Source organism: Acetanaerobacterium elongatum (assembly GCF_900103835.1).
GTDB lineage: Bacteria > Bacillota > Clostridia > Oscillospirales > Ruminococcaceae > Acetanaerobacterium > Acetanaerobacterium elongatum.
On the sequence record NZ_FNID01000028.1, the window covers coordinates 12,077 to 30,561 of the forward strand.

General features: G+C 53.3%; 15 protein-coding genes. 12 read left to right on the forward strand and 3 right to left on the reverse strand.

Going from position 1 to position 18,485, the window contains the following annotated elements; all coding sequences use genetic code 11:
• Positions 1-271: 271 nt before the first annotated feature.
• From mnmE to BLR50_RS10320, 5 genes are all read left to right on the forward strand, one after another.
• Positions 272-1,633 carry a tRNA uridine-5-carboxymethylaminomethyl(34) synthesis GTPase MnmE gene (gene mnmE, locus BLR50_RS10300; RefSeq protein WP_092641651.1) on the forward strand — a complete coding sequence of 454 codons (1,362 nt, stop codon included), beginning with the start codon at positions 272-274 and terminating at the stop codon, positions 1,631-1,633.
• Positions 1,634-1,795: 162 nt separating this feature from the next.
• Positions 1,796-3,673, forward strand: coding sequence for a tRNA uridine-5-carboxymethylaminomethyl(34) synthesis enzyme MnmG (gene mnmG / locus BLR50_RS10305; protein WP_092641654.1), 1,878 nt, complete (start codon positions 1,796-1,798; stop codon positions 3,671-3,673).
• A gap of 278 nt (positions 3,674-3,951) precedes the next feature.
• Complete coding sequence (gene rsmG / locus BLR50_RS10310; protein WP_092641657.1) at positions 3,952-4,665, forward strand: 16S rRNA (guanine(527)-N(7))-methyltransferase RsmG; 714 nt, start codon at positions 3,952-3,954, stop codon at positions 4,663-4,665.
• A 230-nt stretch (positions 4,666-4,895) separates the two neighbouring features.
• Positions 4,896-5,735 (forward strand): ParB/RepB/Spo0J family partition protein, encoded by an 840-nt coding sequence (locus tag BLR50_RS10315; protein WP_092641660.1) that lies wholly within the window; start codon positions 4,896-4,898, stop codon positions 5,733-5,735.
• A 243-nt stretch (positions 5,736-5,978) separates the two neighbouring features.
• Positions 5,979-6,581, forward strand: a complete 603-nt coding sequence (locus BLR50_RS10320) for a GNAT family N-acetyltransferase (RefSeq protein WP_092641663.1) — start codon at positions 5,979-5,981, stop codon at positions 6,579-6,581.
• A gap of 247 nt (positions 6,582-6,828) precedes the next feature.
• On the opposite strand, the gene BLR50_RS10325 is transcribed toward BLR50_RS10320, so the two are convergent.
• Positions 6,829-7,164 (reverse strand): hypothetical protein, encoded by a 336-nt coding sequence (locus BLR50_RS10325; protein WP_092641666.1) that lies wholly within the window; start codon positions 7,162-7,164, stop codon positions 6,829-6,831.
• Between BLR50_RS10325 and BLR50_RS10330 the strand changes: the two genes are divergently transcribed.
• The 6 genes from BLR50_RS10330 to BLR50_RS10355 all read left to right on the forward strand — a co-directional run bounded on the left by BLR50_RS10330 (position 7,157) and on the right by BLR50_RS10355 (position 14,007).
• Entirely contained in the window at positions 7,157-7,441 is a 285-nt protein-coding gene (locus tag BLR50_RS10330; RefSeq protein WP_092641669.1) for a hypothetical protein, read from the forward strand. The two genes, BLR50_RS10325 and BLR50_RS10330, sit on opposite strands and share 8 nt — an antisense overlap.
• Before the next feature lie 342 nt (positions 7,442-7,783).
• The gene (locus BLR50_RS10335) at positions 7,784-8,557 is read left to right on the forward strand and encodes a ParA family protein (protein ID WP_092641672.1); all 774 of its coding nucleotides are present in this window, start codon (positions 7,784-7,786) and stop codon (positions 8,555-8,557) included.
• A 49-nt stretch (positions 8,558-8,606) separates the two neighbouring features.
• Positions 8,607-9,473, forward strand: a complete 867-nt coding sequence (locus BLR50_RS10340) for a ParB/RepB/Spo0J family partition protein (RefSeq protein ID WP_092641675.1) — start codon at positions 8,607-8,609, stop codon at positions 9,471-9,473.
• Positions 9,474-9,847: 374 nt separating this feature from the next.
• On the forward strand, positions 9,848-11,119 hold the full coding sequence (serS, locus tag BLR50_RS10345) for a serine--tRNA ligase (protein WP_092641678.1): 1,272 nt from the start codon (positions 9,848-9,850) through the stop codon (positions 11,117-11,119).
• Between the two features lie 429 nt (positions 11,120-11,548).
• Complete coding sequence (locus BLR50_RS10350) at positions 11,549-12,793, forward strand: NAD(P)H-dependent oxidoreductase (protein WP_092641681.1); 1,245 nt, start codon at positions 11,549-11,551, stop codon at positions 12,791-12,793.
• A 485-nt stretch (positions 12,794-13,278) separates the two neighbouring features.
• Positions 13,279-14,007 carry an acyl-[acyl-carrier-protein] thioesterase gene (locus tag BLR50_RS10355; RefSeq protein WP_092641685.1) on the forward strand — a complete coding sequence of 243 codons (729 nt, stop codon included), beginning with the start codon at positions 13,279-13,281 and terminating at the stop codon, positions 14,005-14,007.
• A 92-nt stretch (positions 14,008-14,099) separates the two neighbouring features.
• Here BLR50_RS10355 and BLR50_RS10360 read toward each other — a convergent pair whose 3' ends face one another.
• Positions 14,100-15,488: an NAD(P)H-dependent oxidoreductase gene (locus tag BLR50_RS10360; protein WP_162840404.1), complete on the reverse strand. Its 1,389-nt coding sequence runs from the start codon at positions 15,486-15,488 to the stop codon at positions 14,100-14,102.
• Between the two features lie 42 nt (positions 15,489-15,530).
• A complete protein-coding gene (locus tag BLR50_RS10365) occupies positions 15,531-16,037 on the reverse strand; it encodes a PadR family transcriptional regulator (protein ID WP_092641691.1) in 507 nt (168 codons plus the stop codon).
• A 287-nt stretch (positions 16,038-16,324) separates the two neighbouring features.
• Here BLR50_RS10365 and BLR50_RS10370 point away from each other — a divergent pair, with 287 nt between their 5' ends.
• Positions 16,325-18,481, forward strand: a complete 2,157-nt coding sequence (locus BLR50_RS10370; RefSeq protein ID WP_092641694.1) for a Tex family protein — start codon at positions 16,325-16,327, stop codon at positions 18,479-18,481.
• The last annotated feature ends 4 nt before the right edge of the window (positions 18,482-18,485 follow it).

Consider the following 18,485-nt stretch of genomic DNA (forward strand, 5'->3'; position numbering starts at 1 on the left):
ACCGCGAATCCACAGTAAGACATGTAGGGGCGCGCATTGCGCGCTTGCGGTTCATCAACCAAGGGCCGATATAATTCCGCGGACGGCCGATGACCGCACCTACAAATTCCAATCTAACCTCGCAGGAAACGGGCTTGACCGTTTTGTGGCAATATTGGACTATGTTAAAACCGCGTGCCAAATCCGCCTGTCGCCCCTGCGCTGTATTGGGGCAGGAGTTGTACCTTTCGCGATAATACCAATCACAGAATATTTGAAAGGCAGATTCAATATGAGCCAAACCATTGCGGCAATCGCCACCGCGCAGGGCGGGGCGGGGATAGGGGTAATCAGAATCTCTGGCGATAATGCCCGGGAGGTTGCCGCGCGCGTATTTACCCCCGCCGCAAAGAAGAAAAGCGTGCTTACCGCCGCCGGCTATACCGCGCTGTTCGGGCGGGTATATGATAAAAACGGCGCGATTGACGAGGCGGTGGCGCTGGTGTTTGCCGCCCCCAAAAGCTACACCGGCGAGGATGTGGTCGAGCTTTCCTGCCACGGCGGCAGCTTTCTGCTGCAGCGTGTGCTTGCTGCGGTACTTGAAAACGGTGCTGCGCCCGCGCAGGCGGGGGAGTTTACCAAGCGCGCGTTTTTAAACGGCAAGCTGGGGCTTACCCAGGCCGAAGCGGTAATGGACATCATCTCGGCTAACGGCGAGCAGGCGGCAAGGGCGGCGCTTGCGGCACACGACGGTGCGCTCTACCATAAGCTCAGCGGCATCGTTGCCGAGCTGGTGAGCCTCTCGGCAAGCCTTGCCGCATGGATAGACTTCCCCGAGGAGGATGTGCCCGCCGTACAGATTGACGCCCTTTCTGCTGCGCTGAACAGCTGTTGCGCCCAACTAGACGTACTGATAGCCGGTTATAATACTACCCGTATTGTCCGCGAGGGTATCCATACCGTGATTGCGGGCAAGCCCAATGTGGGCAAGTCCACCCTCATGAACCTGCTTGCGGGTGAAACCCGCAGCATTGTCACCGACATCCCCGGCACCACGCGCGATGTGGTGGATATCACCGTCCGCCTGGGCAGCGCCGTGCTTCGACTTTCCGATACCGCGGGCATCCGTGCCACCGACGACCCTGTGGAGTGCATCGGCGTAAGCCTTGCCAAACAACGGCTGCTTCAGGCAGACCTGGTGCTTGCGGTGTTTGATAGCTCCGCTGAGTTGACCGATGAGGATAAGCAGCTTACCGAAGCCATCGGCAGCACCCCAGCCATCGCGGTGATTAATAAGAGCGACCTGCCCACACAAATAGACAGAGCGTATATAGAATCACATTATAAACATATTGTAGAAATATCTGCCGCTACCGGTTCCGGCTATCAGCAGCTTACAACCCTCATTGAGCACCTGTTTGCGTTAGAGAATTTCGACCCTATGAAGCCGGTGCTGGCCAACGCCCGCCAGCTTAACTGTGCCCGCCGCGCCCGCGCCCTGCTTGAGGAGGCACTCGGTGCGTTAAGCCTTACCCTGGACGCGGTGTGTGTAAACATCGACTGTGGGCTGGATGCGCTGATGGAGCTTACCGGCGAACGGGTAAGCGACACGGTTATCGAAAGCGTGTTTGAGAGGTTTTGCGTGGGCAAATAGTTTTCAACGGCCAGCCTTTGCGATGTTGAAAACCTTCCGGTTTGTTGCGGTATTCAATAATGCGTACGATTAGTGCGAACACAGTTCGCCCCTACGGTGTATCAATGGTTTTAATACCATCAACAATAACAATTTAGCATGATATAAAGAGGATGAAGATTCATGGTAGAATACCTGGCCGCAGAATATGACGTAGCCGTTATCGGGGCGGGGCACGCGGGCTGCGAGGCAGCACTTGCCGCCGCAAGGCTTGGCTGTGAGACGGTGCTTTTCAGCCTGTCGTTAGATGCCGTTGCCAATATGCCCTGCAACCCCTCTATCGGCGGAACTGCCAAGGGGCATCTGGTGCGCGAGATTGACGCACTCGGCGGCGAGATGGGGCGCATGGCGGATAAAACCCTTATTCAAAGCCGTATGCTCAACCGCGGAAAAGGCCCCGCCGTATACAGCCTGCGCGCGCAGATTGACCGCGTGCGCTATCATAACGAGATGAAGCACCTGCTCGAGCGCACCGAGCACCTCATTGTCAAGCAGGCCGAGGTGGTAGAGGTTCGTAAGGCGCAAGACGGCATACTGCTCGAGGCGGTTACCCGTCTGGGTGCCGTGTACCGCTGCAGGTCGGTGATTGTTTCCACCGGCACCTACCTCAATGGAAAAATCTATGTGGGGGAGTGCTCCTATCCAAGCGGGCCGGATGGCTGTCAGGCCGCCACTCACCTTACCGCGAGCCTCAACCGTCTGGGTATCGCCACCCGCCGCTTTAAGACGGGAACCCCCGCGCGTATTTTAAAAAGCAGTATCGACTTCTCCAAGCTGGAGGAGCAGCCCGGCGACGAGCCGATTGTACCCTTTTCGTTTGAAACCAAGTTGCCGCTTAGAAATGTGGTGCCCTGCCATATCGTTTACACCAACGAGAGAACCCATGAGGTAATCAGGCAAAACCTGCACCGTTCACCGCTCTACGGCGGGATGATTGAGGGTATCGGCCCGCGCTACTGCCCCAGCATTGAGGATAAGGTGGTGCGCTTTTCTGATAAGGAGCGCCACCAGCTGTTCATCGAGCCATTGGGCTTAGATACCGAGGAGATGTACCTGCAGGGGATGTCGTCCTCGCTGCCCGAGGAGGTACAGGTTAAGATGTACCGCACCATTAAAGGGCTGGAGCAGGTGCAGATTATGCGCAACGCCTATGCCATCGAGTACGACTGCTGCAATCCGCTCGACCTGCTGCCCACATTACAGTTTAAGCAGGTAAACGGCCTGTTCGGTGCCGGGCAGTTCAACGGCACCTCCGGCTACGAGGAGGCCGCCGCACAGGGGTTGATTGCGGGTATCAATGCGGCACTTTATGCAAAGGGCAAAGAGCCGCTGCTGCTCGACCGCGCCAGCTCCTACATCGGCACGCTGATTGACGACCTCACCACCAAGGGCTGTCAAGACCCCTACCGCATGATGACCTCGCGTTCGGAGTATCGCCTCTTGCTGCGGCAGGATAACGCCGACAAACGCCTTACCCCCATCGGCTATAGCCTGGGGCTTATCTCAGAGGAGCGCTATCAGGCTTTTGTGGAAAAATACCGTCAGGTTGATGAGGAGATTGCGCGGCTTGACAAGGTGATTGTCGCACCGTCCGAGGCCGTAAACGCTTTACTTGTTTCACGTGAAACAGCGCCGCTTTCCACCGGAGCGCGCCTTTCGGAGCTTGTCCGCCGCCCGCAGGTTTCCTACCTCGACCTTGCCCCGTTTGACGAGCACCGCCCGCCGCTCACCGACGATGTCATCGAGCAGGTGGAGATCGAGATCAAATACGAGGGCTATATCAAACGCCAGCTCGCACAGGTAGAGAGCATGCGCAAGCTGGAGCATAAGGCGCTCTCACCCGACACCCCCTATCAGGAGATCAGCGGCCTTCGTCTGGAGGCACGCGAGAAGCTGCTCAAGGTAAAGCCGCTGAGCATCGGGCAGGCCTCCAGAATTTCAGGCGTAAGCCCCGCGGATATCTCGGTGCTGCTGGTGTGGCTGGCAAGAGGGCAGAAGTGAGATAGAAAAGGGATGTAGGGAGCGGCGTCCTCGACGTCCCGTGTAATATCCGTCCATGATTTTGATGTAGGGGAGACCTGCGGCCTCCGCGGCATTGGTACGTCCCGATAAAACAGCTGGCGAATACCGTTCGCGCTAAGATGCCGCGGCAGCCTCACAGCCTTCGTTAATACCGCAGACGTGCAATGCGCGCCTCTACAAATATATAGTGAACGGTCTTACCCGTTTCGCCCAACATTATTTAATCTATAAATATTGCCGGAAAGGCAGGTAAGCATATGAGCCTTACAACCGATACCCTGAAGAATGCCGCACCCCATTACGGCATAGCGCTTACCGAGCAGCAGCTTGCTAGGTTTGATCTGTACAAAGATCTGCTGCTTGATTGGAGCACCCGCATGAACCTCACCGCCATCAAGGACGAGGAGGGTATCGCGGTAAAGCATTTCTTAGACAGTATTCTTCTGGATGCCAAGCTGCACCTTTCAGAAAACGCCCGTTTAATAGATGTGGGTACCGGCGCCGGCTTTCCCGCCGTACCCGTTAAGATCATGCGCCCGGATATCTTTATCACCCTCGCCGACGGGCTGAACAAGCGCATTACCTTTTTAAAGGAGCTTACCGCGCAGCTTGGGTTGGAGTCCGAGGCTATCCACACCCGTGCGGAGGACTTGGGCAAAAACCCCGCCTATCGCGAACGCTACGACTATGCTACCGCGCGCGCGGTGGCATCACTGAACGAGCTGTGCGAATACTGCCTGCCGTTTGTAAAGCCGGGCGGAATCTTCGCAGCGATGAAGAGCGGAGAGGTAGACGAGGAACTGAAGCAGGCCCAGAATGCCGTAAAGCTGCTGGGCGGGCAGGTGCAGGAGGTTATCCGCTTTGGGCTGCCGGATGAGAGCAAGCGCAGTATTGTGGTGATAAAAAAGATATCGCATACTTTACCAAAATACCCGCGCCCCGGCGCTCAAATTGCAAAAAAGCCTCTTTAATTCTTCAAGATTAATAGTTTCATCGGGCTTTCTGTCATATTCACACAACGGAAAATAGTGGAAAATAAGAACCCTTTATGCTACACTAAGTTCAGCAGCAGTGGACAAGCATAAAGGGTACTTTGTTTCACATGAAACATAGCTGCCGCTGTTACATACCCTCCACTCCTGCGGAATGTTCAAGCTAACAAGGTATTATTACATGTTTATGCGGGAAGGATGGTAGAAACATGTCCGTATTCTCTAAAGAGAAGACCATCAATAAGGTTATCGAGATTAACACAGAGAATATACTTCCAAACCCCGCGCAGCCGCGAAAGATTATGGATAGCGACGAGCTTCAAAGCCTTGCCGAAAGCATCCGCTATAACGGGGTGCTGCAGCCGCTTACGGTTCGGCGCATGAAGGACGGGCTGTATGAGCTGATTGCGGGGGAGCGCAGATTGCGCGCCGCAAAGATGATTCAGCTGGATGTGGTGCCCTGCATTGTGGTAGATACCACCGGCCAGCAGTCGGCACTGCTTTCGGTGCTGGAAAACCTGCAGCGCAAGGATTTAACCTTCTTTGAGGAGGCGATGGCCTACAGCGCACTGATTAGAGACTGGGGTATCACGCAGGAGCAGGCCGCTGTTAAGCTTGGCAAGGCGCAGTCCACCATTGCCAACAAGCTGCGGCTCTTACGGCTTACCGAGGCGGAGCAGAGGCTGATTATTAAGAACCACCTTACCGAGCGGCATGCACGGGCATTGCTCAAGCTTGATGATGAGGCGGAGCGGCAGGAGGCACTGAATACCATTATCGCGAAGGGCTTAAATGTAGGGCAGACCGAGGAGTATATCAGCCGCATTGTAAACCCCATCCTGAAGCCTCGTCAGGAGAAGGTGATTGTGGTAAAGGATGTGCGGCTGTTTATTAATACCGTAACCAAGGCGGTCAACATCATGCAGAAGGCGGGTGTAGACGCGCACGCCAAGCAGGTGGAAAAAGACGATTACATAGAGTATATCGTAACCATCCCCAAGCAGTCGCGCAAGCCAACCCCAAAGCTGCTTGCGCCGTCGGGTGCATAATGGTGCGTTTTACACTTTCCCTGGTGTAAAATATATCACTCATCCCCTGGCTGATTTTATCGCAGAAAGAGCGGCAATAGCCGCTCTTTCTGCGTCTAACAGGGTTGCAGCACGCGGCTAAGGCTGTAGTTGGGTATAAATTCTTGCCAATCAGGTTAATTAAGACTATACTGATAACAACAAGAAGCGTATTTATTGTTTCATGTGAAACAATGATATCGGAAGGAGGGAATCGTGTAAGCAATGATAGAACTGTTGCCGCTGCAGGAAGAAAACCTGCATTATATAGTAGAGTGGAACAATGATAAGGGAAGCAACTTTTTATGTCAGTGGGCGGGGCCTTCCGCCTACAGCTACCCGATTACCGAACAGCAGATTAAAACGCGGCTGGAATATTCCAAGCGCAAGCAGTCGGACTTTAAGATGTACCAGATTATGCTCGACCATAACACCATGATTGGTACGGTAGAGCTGTTTAATATCGAGAAGCACGCTCTGCGCGCAACCATGGGAAGGTTTTTACTGGCCGAGGAATACCGCGGCAAAGGCTACGGGCAGCAGGCCATCAAGGCGGTGTTCCGCATAGCCAAAAACCTGCTGGGGTTGGAGGAGCTTCGCCTGAATGTGTTTGAATACAATATTGCCGCACAAAAATGCTACGAAAAGTCAGGCTTTGTGTTTGACAGCATCCGGGAAGACCCTAAGAACCCAAAATGGAATCTCTACAGCTATGTGATTGAGCTGTATGCCATAGACATCGAAACAGGCAAACGCCTTCTTCCGGATGTGCAGCCGGAGTACAAGCCCGAACAGGACGAGCCGCCGCTGGATATCTATACGCACTAGTCTTATGCGGTTAACAGGCAAATCCGGGAAAGTATTTAGAAAAATATTTACAGTTGCTTCAATAAGTGTGGATGAAAATGGGCTATAATAGGCACATATAAGATAATAAAATATAAGGCACAAATGTTGGGAACCAGTTTATTGGCATTAACAACAAAGAAAAAGGAGACAGTAAAATGAGAAAACGAGTTTATATTACTTCAGGAGTGTTAGTGATTTTGACGCTCTGTATACTATGTTCGTGTAGCTATGGCTTGCAACCGGCTGCAGTATCATCGCAGGCGGCAGAGAAGCCTGCAGCCGAATCGCTGGTTACATTTGATACGTCCAGTAAAACAAGCAGCGATGCCGCTTCATCAGAAGTGAGCTCTGCTCCGTCATCGGAAACATCAACAGAAATTTCATCAGAAGTATCTTCAGAAGCAGTATCCTCAAGTTCCAAAGCAGCAAGTTCCAAAGCAGCAAGTTCCAAAGCAGCAAGTTCCAAAGCGAAAACTGAATCAAGCAAAGCAGCAAGCTCTAAAGCCGCATCCTCAAAGCCTGTCAGCAGCCAGGCAGAATCCAGCAAAAGCAGTGTGAGCACATCAAAAGAACCGTTTCTGTATCTTCTCTATAACGCATCCATAAATACCGAGAAAAAAATTACGGTGAATGGTCCGGATACCTGCAGGATAACAGGCGTACAGGTAAACGGTGTTGAAGATACAGATGCAAGCAGTGCAACTACGGATGTTTCTTACGATAAAGCAACCTTTTCTTTTAAAGCGAGCGCAAAGGGCAGGTATAGTATTCAGGTTTCGGTTGAAAACCCAAGTACCGGAAATATTTATGATCTTACAACTACAATAGTGCTAGGATAACAGTAACAGACCGAAGGGATACCAACAACTTAGGTTCGCTATTGTAACGCTAGAAACAAATTTGTGCTAAGCTTGAAAGTAAGTTAATAAATACTGGGGGAGCAATACCGGTTTCAGTAAGAAACGATTTGCTCCCTGTTTTTGTTTCACATGAAACATTTATCGCAATTTACAGAAAACTAATGCTTTTATTGGAAGATAAATTATGATATAATTCTAAAGAACATTTTGATTGAATTGTAGACAAACAGCACTTCCGGTTAATAGAAACGGATTAGAGCATATCATCGCACAGAAGGCCGGACGACGAGGAAACTGCTGTTCAACAGAAACGGAGAGACTATGGGCAAGATTATTACCATCGCCAACCAGAAGGGCGGGGTAGGAAAAACCACCACAGCAGTAAATCTGGCGGCGGCGGTGGGCGCGGCAGGCAAAAAGGTGCTGCTCGCCGATATTGACCCCCAGGGTAACGCCACCAGCGGCCTTGGGATTGAAAAGCGCTCGGTGGGTGTTTCGGTGTACGATTTGATTATCGGTAATGCCAAGGCCGCCGACGCAGTGGTTCATACGCAGTTTCGCAACGTGGACGTGCTACCCTCCAACATCCAGCTGGCCGGTGCCGAGATCGAGCTGGTGGAGCTGCAGAACCGAGAGAACCGGTTGAAATACGCGTTATCTCAGCTGCGCGACGGCTACGACTATATCTTCATCGACTGCCCGCCCTCGCTGGGGCTGATTACCCTTAACGGGCTGACGGCCTGCGATACGGTGCTGGTACCCATCCAGTGCGAGTATTATGCGCTTGAGGGGTTAAGCCAGCTGATTGCCACCATACGGCAGATAAAAAGGCTTTACAACCCGCAGCTCGAGATCGAGGGTGTACTGCTTACCATGTACGACGCCCGCCTTAACCTGACGGTGCAGGTGGTGGACGAGGTGAAGAAGTTCTTCCCGCAGAAGGTATACAAGAGTGTAATACCAAGAAATGTAAGAATATCCGAGGCGCCCAGCTACGGGCAGCCGATTCTATACTACGATCGTGCCTCAAAAGGCAGTACGGCTTATGACGAGCTTGCCAAAGAGCTGATTAAAATGAATTCCCGCAAGAAATAACTGCATCATTACAGAAAGAGAACAGGTAAAGGAGGAAACAGCCTTGGCGATGAAAAACAGAGGGCTTGGCAAGGGCCTGGACGCGCTGTTTGCCGATAACGCGGCGCCCGACAGTGCCGGTGCCGTTAGCTTAAATATCTCGGAGATTGAGCCCAACAAGGGGCAGCCCAGAAAGAGCTTCGACGAGAAGGCTCTGGCCGAGCTTGCCGATTCTATCCGTCAGCACGGGGTAATCACCCCCATACTGGTGCGTCCGCTTACGGGCGGCGGCTACCAGCTGGTGGCGGGCGAGCGGCGCTGGCGTGCGGCAAGGATGGCAGGATTAAGCGAAGTTCCGGTGCTCATCAAGGAGCTTACCGACGCGCAGACGATGGAGATTGCGCTGGTGGAGAATCTGCAGCGTGAGGACTTAAACCCCATCGAAGAGGCCGAGGGCTACCGCTCGCTGATGGATACCTACAACCTCACACAGGATGAGGTAGCCGAGCGCGTAAACAAGTCCCGCCCGGCGGTGGCAAACGCCGTGCGTCTTTTAAACCTGCCAAAGCCGGTGCGCGAGCAGGTGAAAAACGGCAGCATCTCCGGCGGCCACGCGCGCGCACTGCTTGCGTTTGAAAGCGAGGCGCGGATGGAGTCTGTTGCGGGCGAGATTGTAAAGAAGCAGCTTACCGTACGCGATATCGAGCGCATGGCAAAGGACGAGAAGAGAAATCAGCAGCCCGCAAAGCCCAAGGGAAACAAGGGGCTACTGCGCGACAGCTTTTTTACCGAGATGGAGCTTGCCCTCAAAGCCGAGCTGGGGCGCAAGGTGAGCATCACCGAAAACGCCAAGGGGCAGGGAACCATCGAGCTTGCGTTTTTTGACAAGGAAGACCTTGCCGAAATCGCACAGCGGTTAGCAGGGCGCTCCCGCTGAGGGCGGGAAATAGAATAATAAATTTTAATTCAAATACCCACCCCCAACCCCCTCCCGTTACGTAAGTGTACTAAGTCAACGGCTTGGCAAAACGGTAGGGGGAGGAATGCGAGGGGGCTTCGCCCCCTCGCCGAAAACCCCTTTTGCTTCATCATAGGGACGATACTATCGGCTTCAGAGAGTTGCGGTTGGGGAAAAGTTTACTGAAGAAGTGATGGGAAGAACAGATGCGCCGGGATACAGCCGTTTCATCGAAATTCTTCAAGCTAAGGTAAAATGCAAAAGCGGGAGCGTTAAGCGTTCCCTACAGATAAAAAGGGAATACTACTACTATTATTACTTTATAAAACCGAAACAAAGGAGTAATTATTAACATGCTGGACATTAAACTCATCCGTGAAAACCCCGACCTTGTAAAGGCGGGAATGAAGCGGCGCAATAAGAACTTAGACGACGTCATTGACGAGATACTTGCCATAGATGTCAAACGCCGCGAGGTAAGCTCCAAGGCTGACGCCATGAAGAACGAGCAGAACAAGGCAAACAAGGAGATTCCCGCCGTGAAGAAGGCGGGCGGCGACGTAAGCGCCATCATGGAGCAGATGAAGGCACTCTCAGACAAAATCAAGGAGTGCACCACGCAGGTAAGCGAGCTGGAGGAAAAGCAGAGAACCCTGCTTCTTAACATCCCCAACGTGCCCAATGCGGGCATCCCCGACGGTGTGGACGACCACGACAACAAGGAGATTCGCAAAAGCGGCGAGCCGCGCAAGTTTGATTTTGAGCCCAAGGCACACTGGGATATCGGCAGCGACCTTGGCATACTCGACCCTGAAACCGCCGCCAAGGTAACCGGCGCGCGCTTTCACTTCTACAAGGGCCTGGGTGCACGGCTGGAGCGCAGCATCATCAGCTACTTTTTAAACACCCACACCGCGCACGGCTACACCGAGATTCTGCCGCCCTACCTTGTAAACCGCGCCTCGATGACCGGCACCGGCCAGCTCCCCAAGTTTGAGGAGGACGCCTACAAGCTGACAAGCGAGGATTACTTCCTGATTCCCACCGCCGAGGTGCCGGTAACCAATATGCACCGCGACGAGATTTTAGACGGCAGCAAGCTGCCCATCTGCTACGCAGCCTATTCCGCCTGCTTCCGCGGCGAGGTGGGTGCCGCCGGGCGCGACCAGAAGGGGCTTATCCGCCAGCACCAGTTCAACAAGGTGGAGCTGGTGAAGTTCACCAAGCCCGAGGAATCCTACGCCGAGCTGGAAAAGCTGACAAACGATGCCGAGCGCGTGCTGCAGGGCCTGGGGCTGCCGTACCGCGTGGTTTGCCTGTGCACGGGCGACCTTGGCTTCTCGAGCGCCAAGACCTACGACATCGAGGTTTGGATGCCCTCGTACAACCGCTATGTAGAGATCTCCAGCTGCTCGGATTTTGAAGACTATCAGGCGCGCCGCGCCAACATCCGCTTTAAGAACAGCCCGCAGGATAAAGCACAGCTGGTGCACACCCTCAACGGCTCGGGTGTTGCGGTAGGCAGAACGGTTGCAGCTATCTTAGAGAACTACCAGAACGCCGACGGCTCGGTAACTGTGCCAGAGGCCCTTCGCCCCCTGATGGGTGTGGATGTGATTCGCTAGAACTAATGAAACTATCGGGCGGAGGCGGCAAAGGCTGCAGCCGCCCGATTTTATGTGGGGCATCGGCGGCTCGGGGGTAGAAAACGGTTTAGCCGCTCCGCAATTTCCTCAAAAGCCATAGGGATAGCGCCTGTTTCCTTGCAGGGGAGATTATCAATGCCGCGGTATCCATACAGCGTGCCCAAACGCCGTGATGGCGGGTACCCTCTCCCGCAGAAGGAAAACCACAGATAAGCGAAACCCCAAAAGCGGGAGGGGGTTGGGGGTGGGTTTATACAGCAGCCTTTTATGTGTGCCCGTACTATAGACGCATTCATTTAGCACAACCTGGAGTAGGGCTCGTATGTTGAAAATGCAGCAATTTCTCATGGTTTTATACGCCTAGAGTTTTTAAGACACTTAAAGAATTACCGAATAAGGATGGATGACATGAAGATAACGGTTTTTGATTTAGGGAAAGATGCAGGAAATGAACCGCTCGCCCAAGCGGTTAAGAATTATTACATAGAAACGAATCCAAAAGCGGAGGTAGTTATTCATAATTACAGTGAAACCGAAATAAAGGATTGCAGAGGCTGCTGGAGCTGCTGGTGGAAGACCCCGGGGCAATGCGCCCTGAGGGATGCCGATAATCTGTATCGGGACTATATGAACAGCGATGAAGTGGTTCTGCTTTTTAATACGGAGAATGGCTTTATAAACGGAAAGGGAAAAACCTTTCTGGATAGGGCAATACAGCATTATATGCCCTATATTCATATCCGAAACGGCGAATGCGGCCATCTGAAAAGATATGATAAATACCCCGTTATGAACTTCTACTTCGAGAAAAACGGCTTGAGCGCAGAGGAAGCAGCAGTAATCAGGTGCTATCTTGCGCGAACAGCCTACCATTTTAGCAGCACCGGCAAAGAGCTTGTGGTTGAAAACGAAGGCCTGCGGGTTGCTGATTTAGAAGATACAAAGCCGATGGATGAGGTTTTGTCTAATGAAGTTGCAGAAAGAAAGACAAACGGCAAGTGGGTAATCTATAACGGCTCGCCCAGAGGAACCCATTCCAACAGCAGGCTGATGATCGAACAGATCATAACGGGAATGAGAGCACAGGGTGCAGAGGATATCGAGGTAAGAGACCTGATCGATACAAAGGAACATAAAACATGGGCGGAGACTTTCAGCAGCAGCGAGAACAACCTGTTTGTCTTCCCGCTTTATGTTCATGCGATGCCCGGGCTTGTAATGAAGTTTTTTGAGCAGCTGAAACCAGTCAACAATAAGAAGGTTCACATGGCGTTTCTTGTTCAGTCCGGCTTTCCCGAGACCAGCCAGTCCTACTATCTGAGGCCCTATCTTGAACTGCTGACCAAAAGACTGGGAACGGCCTTTGACGGAACCATCATTAGGGGTAATGTGGAAGGCATTCAACAGCAAACAGAAAAGCAGAACAAGAAGTTCTTTGATGAGCTGAAGCAGATAGGGGAAACCTATGCAAGCAAAGGAATCATGGATGTAACCCTGAAAAAGGAATATGAAAAGATGGCATACCTGCCAAAGGCCGCGCAGGTAATATTCTCGATACTTTCCGTCTTCGGCGTGACAAACGGCTATTGGAACTCCAACCTGAAGAAAAATGGGGCTTACGAAAAAAGATATGCAAGGCCGTATATGGAGTGATGATATGGCGATTTGTATTTCTTAACAGGTAGATGGCAGGTGTCCTGAGGGAGCCCCTAATTATAGGGGGATGAACCCGCGGGCTTGCTCCTTCGGAGAACCAAAGGCTTATTTGTAGGGGAGGTTATTAACCTCCCGTGGGGATACCGTTAATCTGTATGAGAGTATCCGCGGGCGATTGATAATCGCCCCTACGTCTCCGACGAAGATTTGATAATAAACTGCGGGGCGTCGAGGATGCCGCCCCCTACAATTATCGTAGGTTGCGGTGGAATATGCGGGTGATTGCTGGGCGATATTCGCCTATGCCTCTACAAAAATATGATGAAGGTTGTAGGGGCGGCCACTGGAAGTCAGAGGGTTTCATGCAACGTCTGGCAAGACCGCGGACGCGCAATGCGCGCCCCTACATTTTAATAATTCAAGAAGCATAATTATTTCAACACCCAAGGCACCGCCTGTTGAAAACAAAGGAGCGATTACTTATGGCTGCCTACACAAAGCAATTCCTTGTCGCCTACCCGGAGTGCGACATCAATAACCACATGCGGCTCTCGGGCATCATGCGGCAGATTCAGCAGATCGGCGGCGAGCACCTCGACCATCTGGGGCTGACCTACAAACGGATGGAGGACGATGGCTTTGTGCTGCTGCTGGCAAAGGAGGGGCTTACCATACGGCGCATACCCGCCGCGGGGGAGCATATCACCCTTGAAACCACGCCGCGCAGGCCCAAGGGTGCGAACCTGTTCCGTGACTGCACCTTCTATGACGAAAGCGGCAGGGAGCTGATCTTTGCCGAAACCACTTGGGTGGCCGCAAACCCCGCCGACCACCGCATCGTGCGCCCAAAGGAGCTGCCGTATGACTTTGTGGAATCATTAGAGGAAAAGGACTATGCCGTAACCGGCCAGCGCGTGCGGCTGCCCGGCGAGGCGAAGAGTGTGGGGAAGCGCCGCATCGTGTTCTCGGATATCGACTGCAACCGCCACCTGAACAACGCTGTGTACGGGGATATCGTTTACGACTTTTTGCCCTTTGAGGTTGCGCAGGGGCGGGCGCTTTCCACCTTCTTTATTCACTTCCAGCGCGAGGCGGTGCTGGGGGAGGAGATTGACATCTTCTACGCGCAGCCCGACAGCGACACCTGCATCCTCTCCGGCCTAAAGGATGGGGGAGAGGCGTGCTTTACGGCGCAGTTGACCTTTGCGTAAGCCGTAGTGCCGCGATTAGAGGAACTACTATCCTTATCACAGGTATTATATCAAATGAAAGCAAAAGGGCAGACGCACGGTCTGCCCTCAATTTATAGGTTGGGATTATCTAAAATCTTATCCAGATACTCGACCATGTTATCCTTCATGGTGCCTTTATAGATAGAATCGCGAATCACCTTCACCTTGGCCATAGTAAGCAGCACGGAGATGCCCACGCGGGATTTTATATTGCGCTGCGGGAAGTCGCGGTAGATGCCCAGCCTCTTATACGCCTTGTGGTCGGCCACAAAGGGGAAGCGCAGCTCGCCCCAAATCTCGTCGCGGAAGATCTTCCAGCCGCCCACCCCCAAAAAGGTTTTGGGCTTGTGGTATTGCAGCGCCGAATAGTCGGTAAGGTTACAGGCCAGCGCGTACAGCTGCGCATCAATTCCGGCGGAGGTGGGGGCCTCGTCGGTCGCGAAGCCCACGAGGGTTGCCATCTGCCATTGAGTATAGATATCAAAGACCTCTGCGAGGTTTTGGTTTTGCGCAAGCGGGCCGGAGATAATAAACCCAAGCTGCTTACCCTGTAAAACAGGAGTATGGGTGTTAAAGAAAGAACGGTCGAAGAAGCGCTTCCATGCAAAGGAGAGGTAGCGATCCTTCATGGCTCCCGCAAACACCAGGATATCGGCGGTTATAATGTGGGTGTTAAAGAAGTCGATGAAACCGTCCTTGCCGGTGTAGGCACATTCGTAGTTGTAGCCGCACTGCAGGCACCCGAGGCAGCCACCCTTGATGTCGATATCCTCCAGACAAAACAGCTCCGGCGGCTGAACGAAGCAGTTTCTAAAGCCGTCAACCATCGCACGCAGGTTCGGGTTTTGCAGGCTGTCGGCAATCACCACCGCTCTCTTGCCGAGCAAATCCAGCTTTGCGGGGGCAGTGGCGGGAGAATAGTGCACCGACGAGTGGGTGAGGGGTGCAAAACGTCGGAGCGTGGGGTGCTGCTGTTCGATGGCGGTGAAATAATGCTGCGCGAATTGCAGCAGGGCCTGACGGCCGTCATCAAGGGTAAGATCCTGCATATGGGGAGTAAAAGCGTCGACATAACGCATTTCTAAATCGTCGCAGATGCCCTGCATGTAGTTTACCGCTGTATGGTCGGAAAAATGAATGGAGGTGGTGAGCACCGCCGCGTATTTTCCTTTGAAAGCGGCCTGCGCATTGCGTTCAAAGATCAGCTCAATAAACCGCTTGTACTGCGCAATTACGACGAAGATATATAGCGGAAACGCCCACAGCACGCCGTCAGCGGAATGAATCTCATCGAGAATACGGGTGAACTCCTGTTCGTTCTTCTCAATGCCGTTAATCTGGTGCGCAATATTCAGCACCTTCAGCTCATGCTGCGGGTAGTGCTTTTGGATGTAGGCAACATATCGCATGGTTACGCTGACATCCCCCTTGGGGCTGCCGTTTAAAACAACAATCTTCACTGTTCTGTCAATCCTTTCACGTTGCTATACTAAAGGCATATATTATAGATTCTGCAGGTATCGGCTGTACCAGTCAATGATGAAGGTGTAGTAGTCAAGGCCGAAATCGAGGGTGCTCAGCTCGAACCCGTTGGCATGGAGGATAACCAGCTCCCGAAGCTTTGTCAGCCCCTGCCTGTATTCGTCAATATCCCTGATATACCCGTGCAGCAGGGCCGCTGCCTGTTCCTTCGGCAGGTAGCTTAAAAAGAATATCTTGGTAAGCGAACCGGAGATATTGTTCTTAGACGCCTCAATCGGGGAGCCGAGCCACTTAGAAAAGCTCTCGCGACCTGCGTTGGTAATAGAGTAAACCTTTTTCAGCTTGCCGCCCTCTACCACCTCGCTGAGAGAGATCAGCCCCTTCTCGGTAAGGCGCTTTAACGCGGGGTAGATGCTGCCGAAACTGGCATCCATAAAGTAGGCGGTACTGTAGCCCATATACTGCTTGATATCATAGCCTGTCATAGCCTGCCGCATCAAAAACCCCAGAATAATGTATTCAATCATAACAGAGCCCCTTTATATCGTAATGATATATATCGTAACGATATAGTAACACAGCAATATGGATGTGTCAAGATAAAATTGTAAAATAGATGGAGTGGGTGATGTATGTTTAAAACCGCGCCATTGCGTTCATAGGCCATTTATGATATCCTAGTAATATTCCAATATCAAGCATATCGCCTGCCATCGGGCGGCAAAATGCTATACATATAGTTAATCAACGCCCATATACTACAAAAGGTAAGTATTGCAGAGGCACACTACCCGCAGAAAGGAAATAGTACGACATGGATATTATCAAAACCCTCACCGAGGAATTTAAGCTGCGCACCGAGCAGGTAACCAATGTGGTAAAGCTGATTGACGACGGCAACACCATCCCGTTTATCGCGCGCTACCGCAAGGAGATGCACGGGTCGCTCGACGATCAGGTGCTGCGCGAGCTGGACGAGCGCCTAACCTATCTGCGCGGGCTTGAGAAACGCAAGGAGGAGATATTGTCCAGCATCGAGAGCCAGGGCAAGCTTACCGACGAGCTGCGCGCGAGCATTGAGGCCGCAAAAACCCTTGCAGAGGCGGAGGATTATTACCGCCCGTATAAACAGAAGAGAAAAACACGCGCTTCGGTGGCACGCGAGAAGGGCTTGGAGCCGCTTGCAAACTATATCTTTTTGCAGCAGCGCGGCTGTGCCGACCCGCTGACCGTAGCGCCCGACTATATCGACGAGGAAAAGGGTGTGGCCACCGCCGAGGAGGCCATGCAGGGCGCGTTGGATATCATCGCCGAGAATATCTCGGACGACGCGTCCATACGCAAAGAGCTGCGCGAGTTTTTACTGAAAACCGCGCTCATCGTCTCTAAGGCCGCAAAGGAAGAGGACAGCGTTTACGCGATGTACTACGATTACAGCGAGGCGGTTTCCCGCATTGCGGGGCACCGGATTCTGGCGGTAGACCGCGGCGAGCGAGAGGAATTTTTAAAGGTATCGGTGGAATGCGACCGCGAAAAGGCGCTTTTCATCGTGTTCAAGGCTTCGGTGCGCGAGGGCTCGCCCTGCACATCGTATGTCCGCACCGCGGCGGAGGATTCGTACGACCGCCTGATCTACCCGTCGCTCGAGCGCGAGGTGAGGAGCATCCTTACCGAAAACGCCGCCAAGCAGGCCATCAAGGTGTTCGGCGTAAACCTCAAGCAGCTATTGATGCAGCCGCCGATTAAGGGCTACACCGTGCTTGGGTGCGACCCCGGCTACCGCACCGGCTGCAAGCTGGCGGTGGTGGACGCAACCGGCCGTGTGCTGGATACGGGCGTGATTTACCCCGCACCGCCGCACAGCAAGCTGGAGGAAGCGAAAAAAACGGTAACCAGACTGATTGAAAAGCACCGCATCAACGCCATCGCCATCGGCAACGGCACCGCCTCGCGCGAGACCGAGGCGTTCATCGCGGACGTGATTAAGTCCATCGGCGGCGGGGCTTCATATATGATGGTGAGCGAGGCGGGGGCCTCGGTTTACTCGGCCTCCAAGCTGGCGGCGGAGGAGTTCCCCGACTATGATGTTTCACTGAGAAGTGCGGTATCCATCGCGCGCCGTATGCAGGACCCGCTGGCGGAGCTGGTGAAGATCGACCCCAAGGCTATCGGCGTGGGGCAGTACCAGCACGACATGCCCAAGGCGGAATTAGAGGGCGCGCTCACCGGCGTGGTGGAGGACTGCGTAAACACCGTGGGGGTCGACCTGAACACCGCCTCGCACTCGCTGCTGGCGCGGGTTTCGGGCGTAAACAGCGGTGTTGCGAAGAATATTGTGAAGTACCGTGAGGATAACGGAGCGTTTAAAACCCGAAAGGATCTACTCAGCGTACCGAAGCTTGGCAAGAAGGCATTCGAGCAGTGCGCGGGTTTTCTGCGGGTGCCCGAGAGCGAAAACGTGCTGGATAACACCGGCGTGCACCCCGAAAGCTATGACGCTGCCCAGAAGTTATTAAAGCTGTGCGGCTACACCATCGCCGACGTGCGCGCGGGCAATTTAAAGGATATGCCCGAGCGCGTGAAGCAGAAGAGTGCGGTGGACCTAGCCAAGGAGCTGGAGATCGGCGTGCCGACCCTAAACGATATTGTCAAGGAGCTGCTCAAGCCCGGGCGCGACCCGCGTGACGAGCTGCCTAAGCCGATTCTGCGTACCGATGTATTGTCGCTGGAGGACTTAAAGCCCGGTATGGAGCTGATGGGCACCGTGCGCAACGTGATTGATTTCGGCGCGTTTGTGGATATCGGCGTGCACGACGACGGGCTGGTGCACATCTCGCAGATCTGCGACCGCTACATCAAGCACCCGAGCGAGGTGCTCAAGGTGGGGGATGTGGTGAAGGTGCGGGTGCTGGATGTGGACATGAAGAAGCACCGCGTGTCGCTGACGATGAAGGAAGCGAAGCAGCAGTAATGAG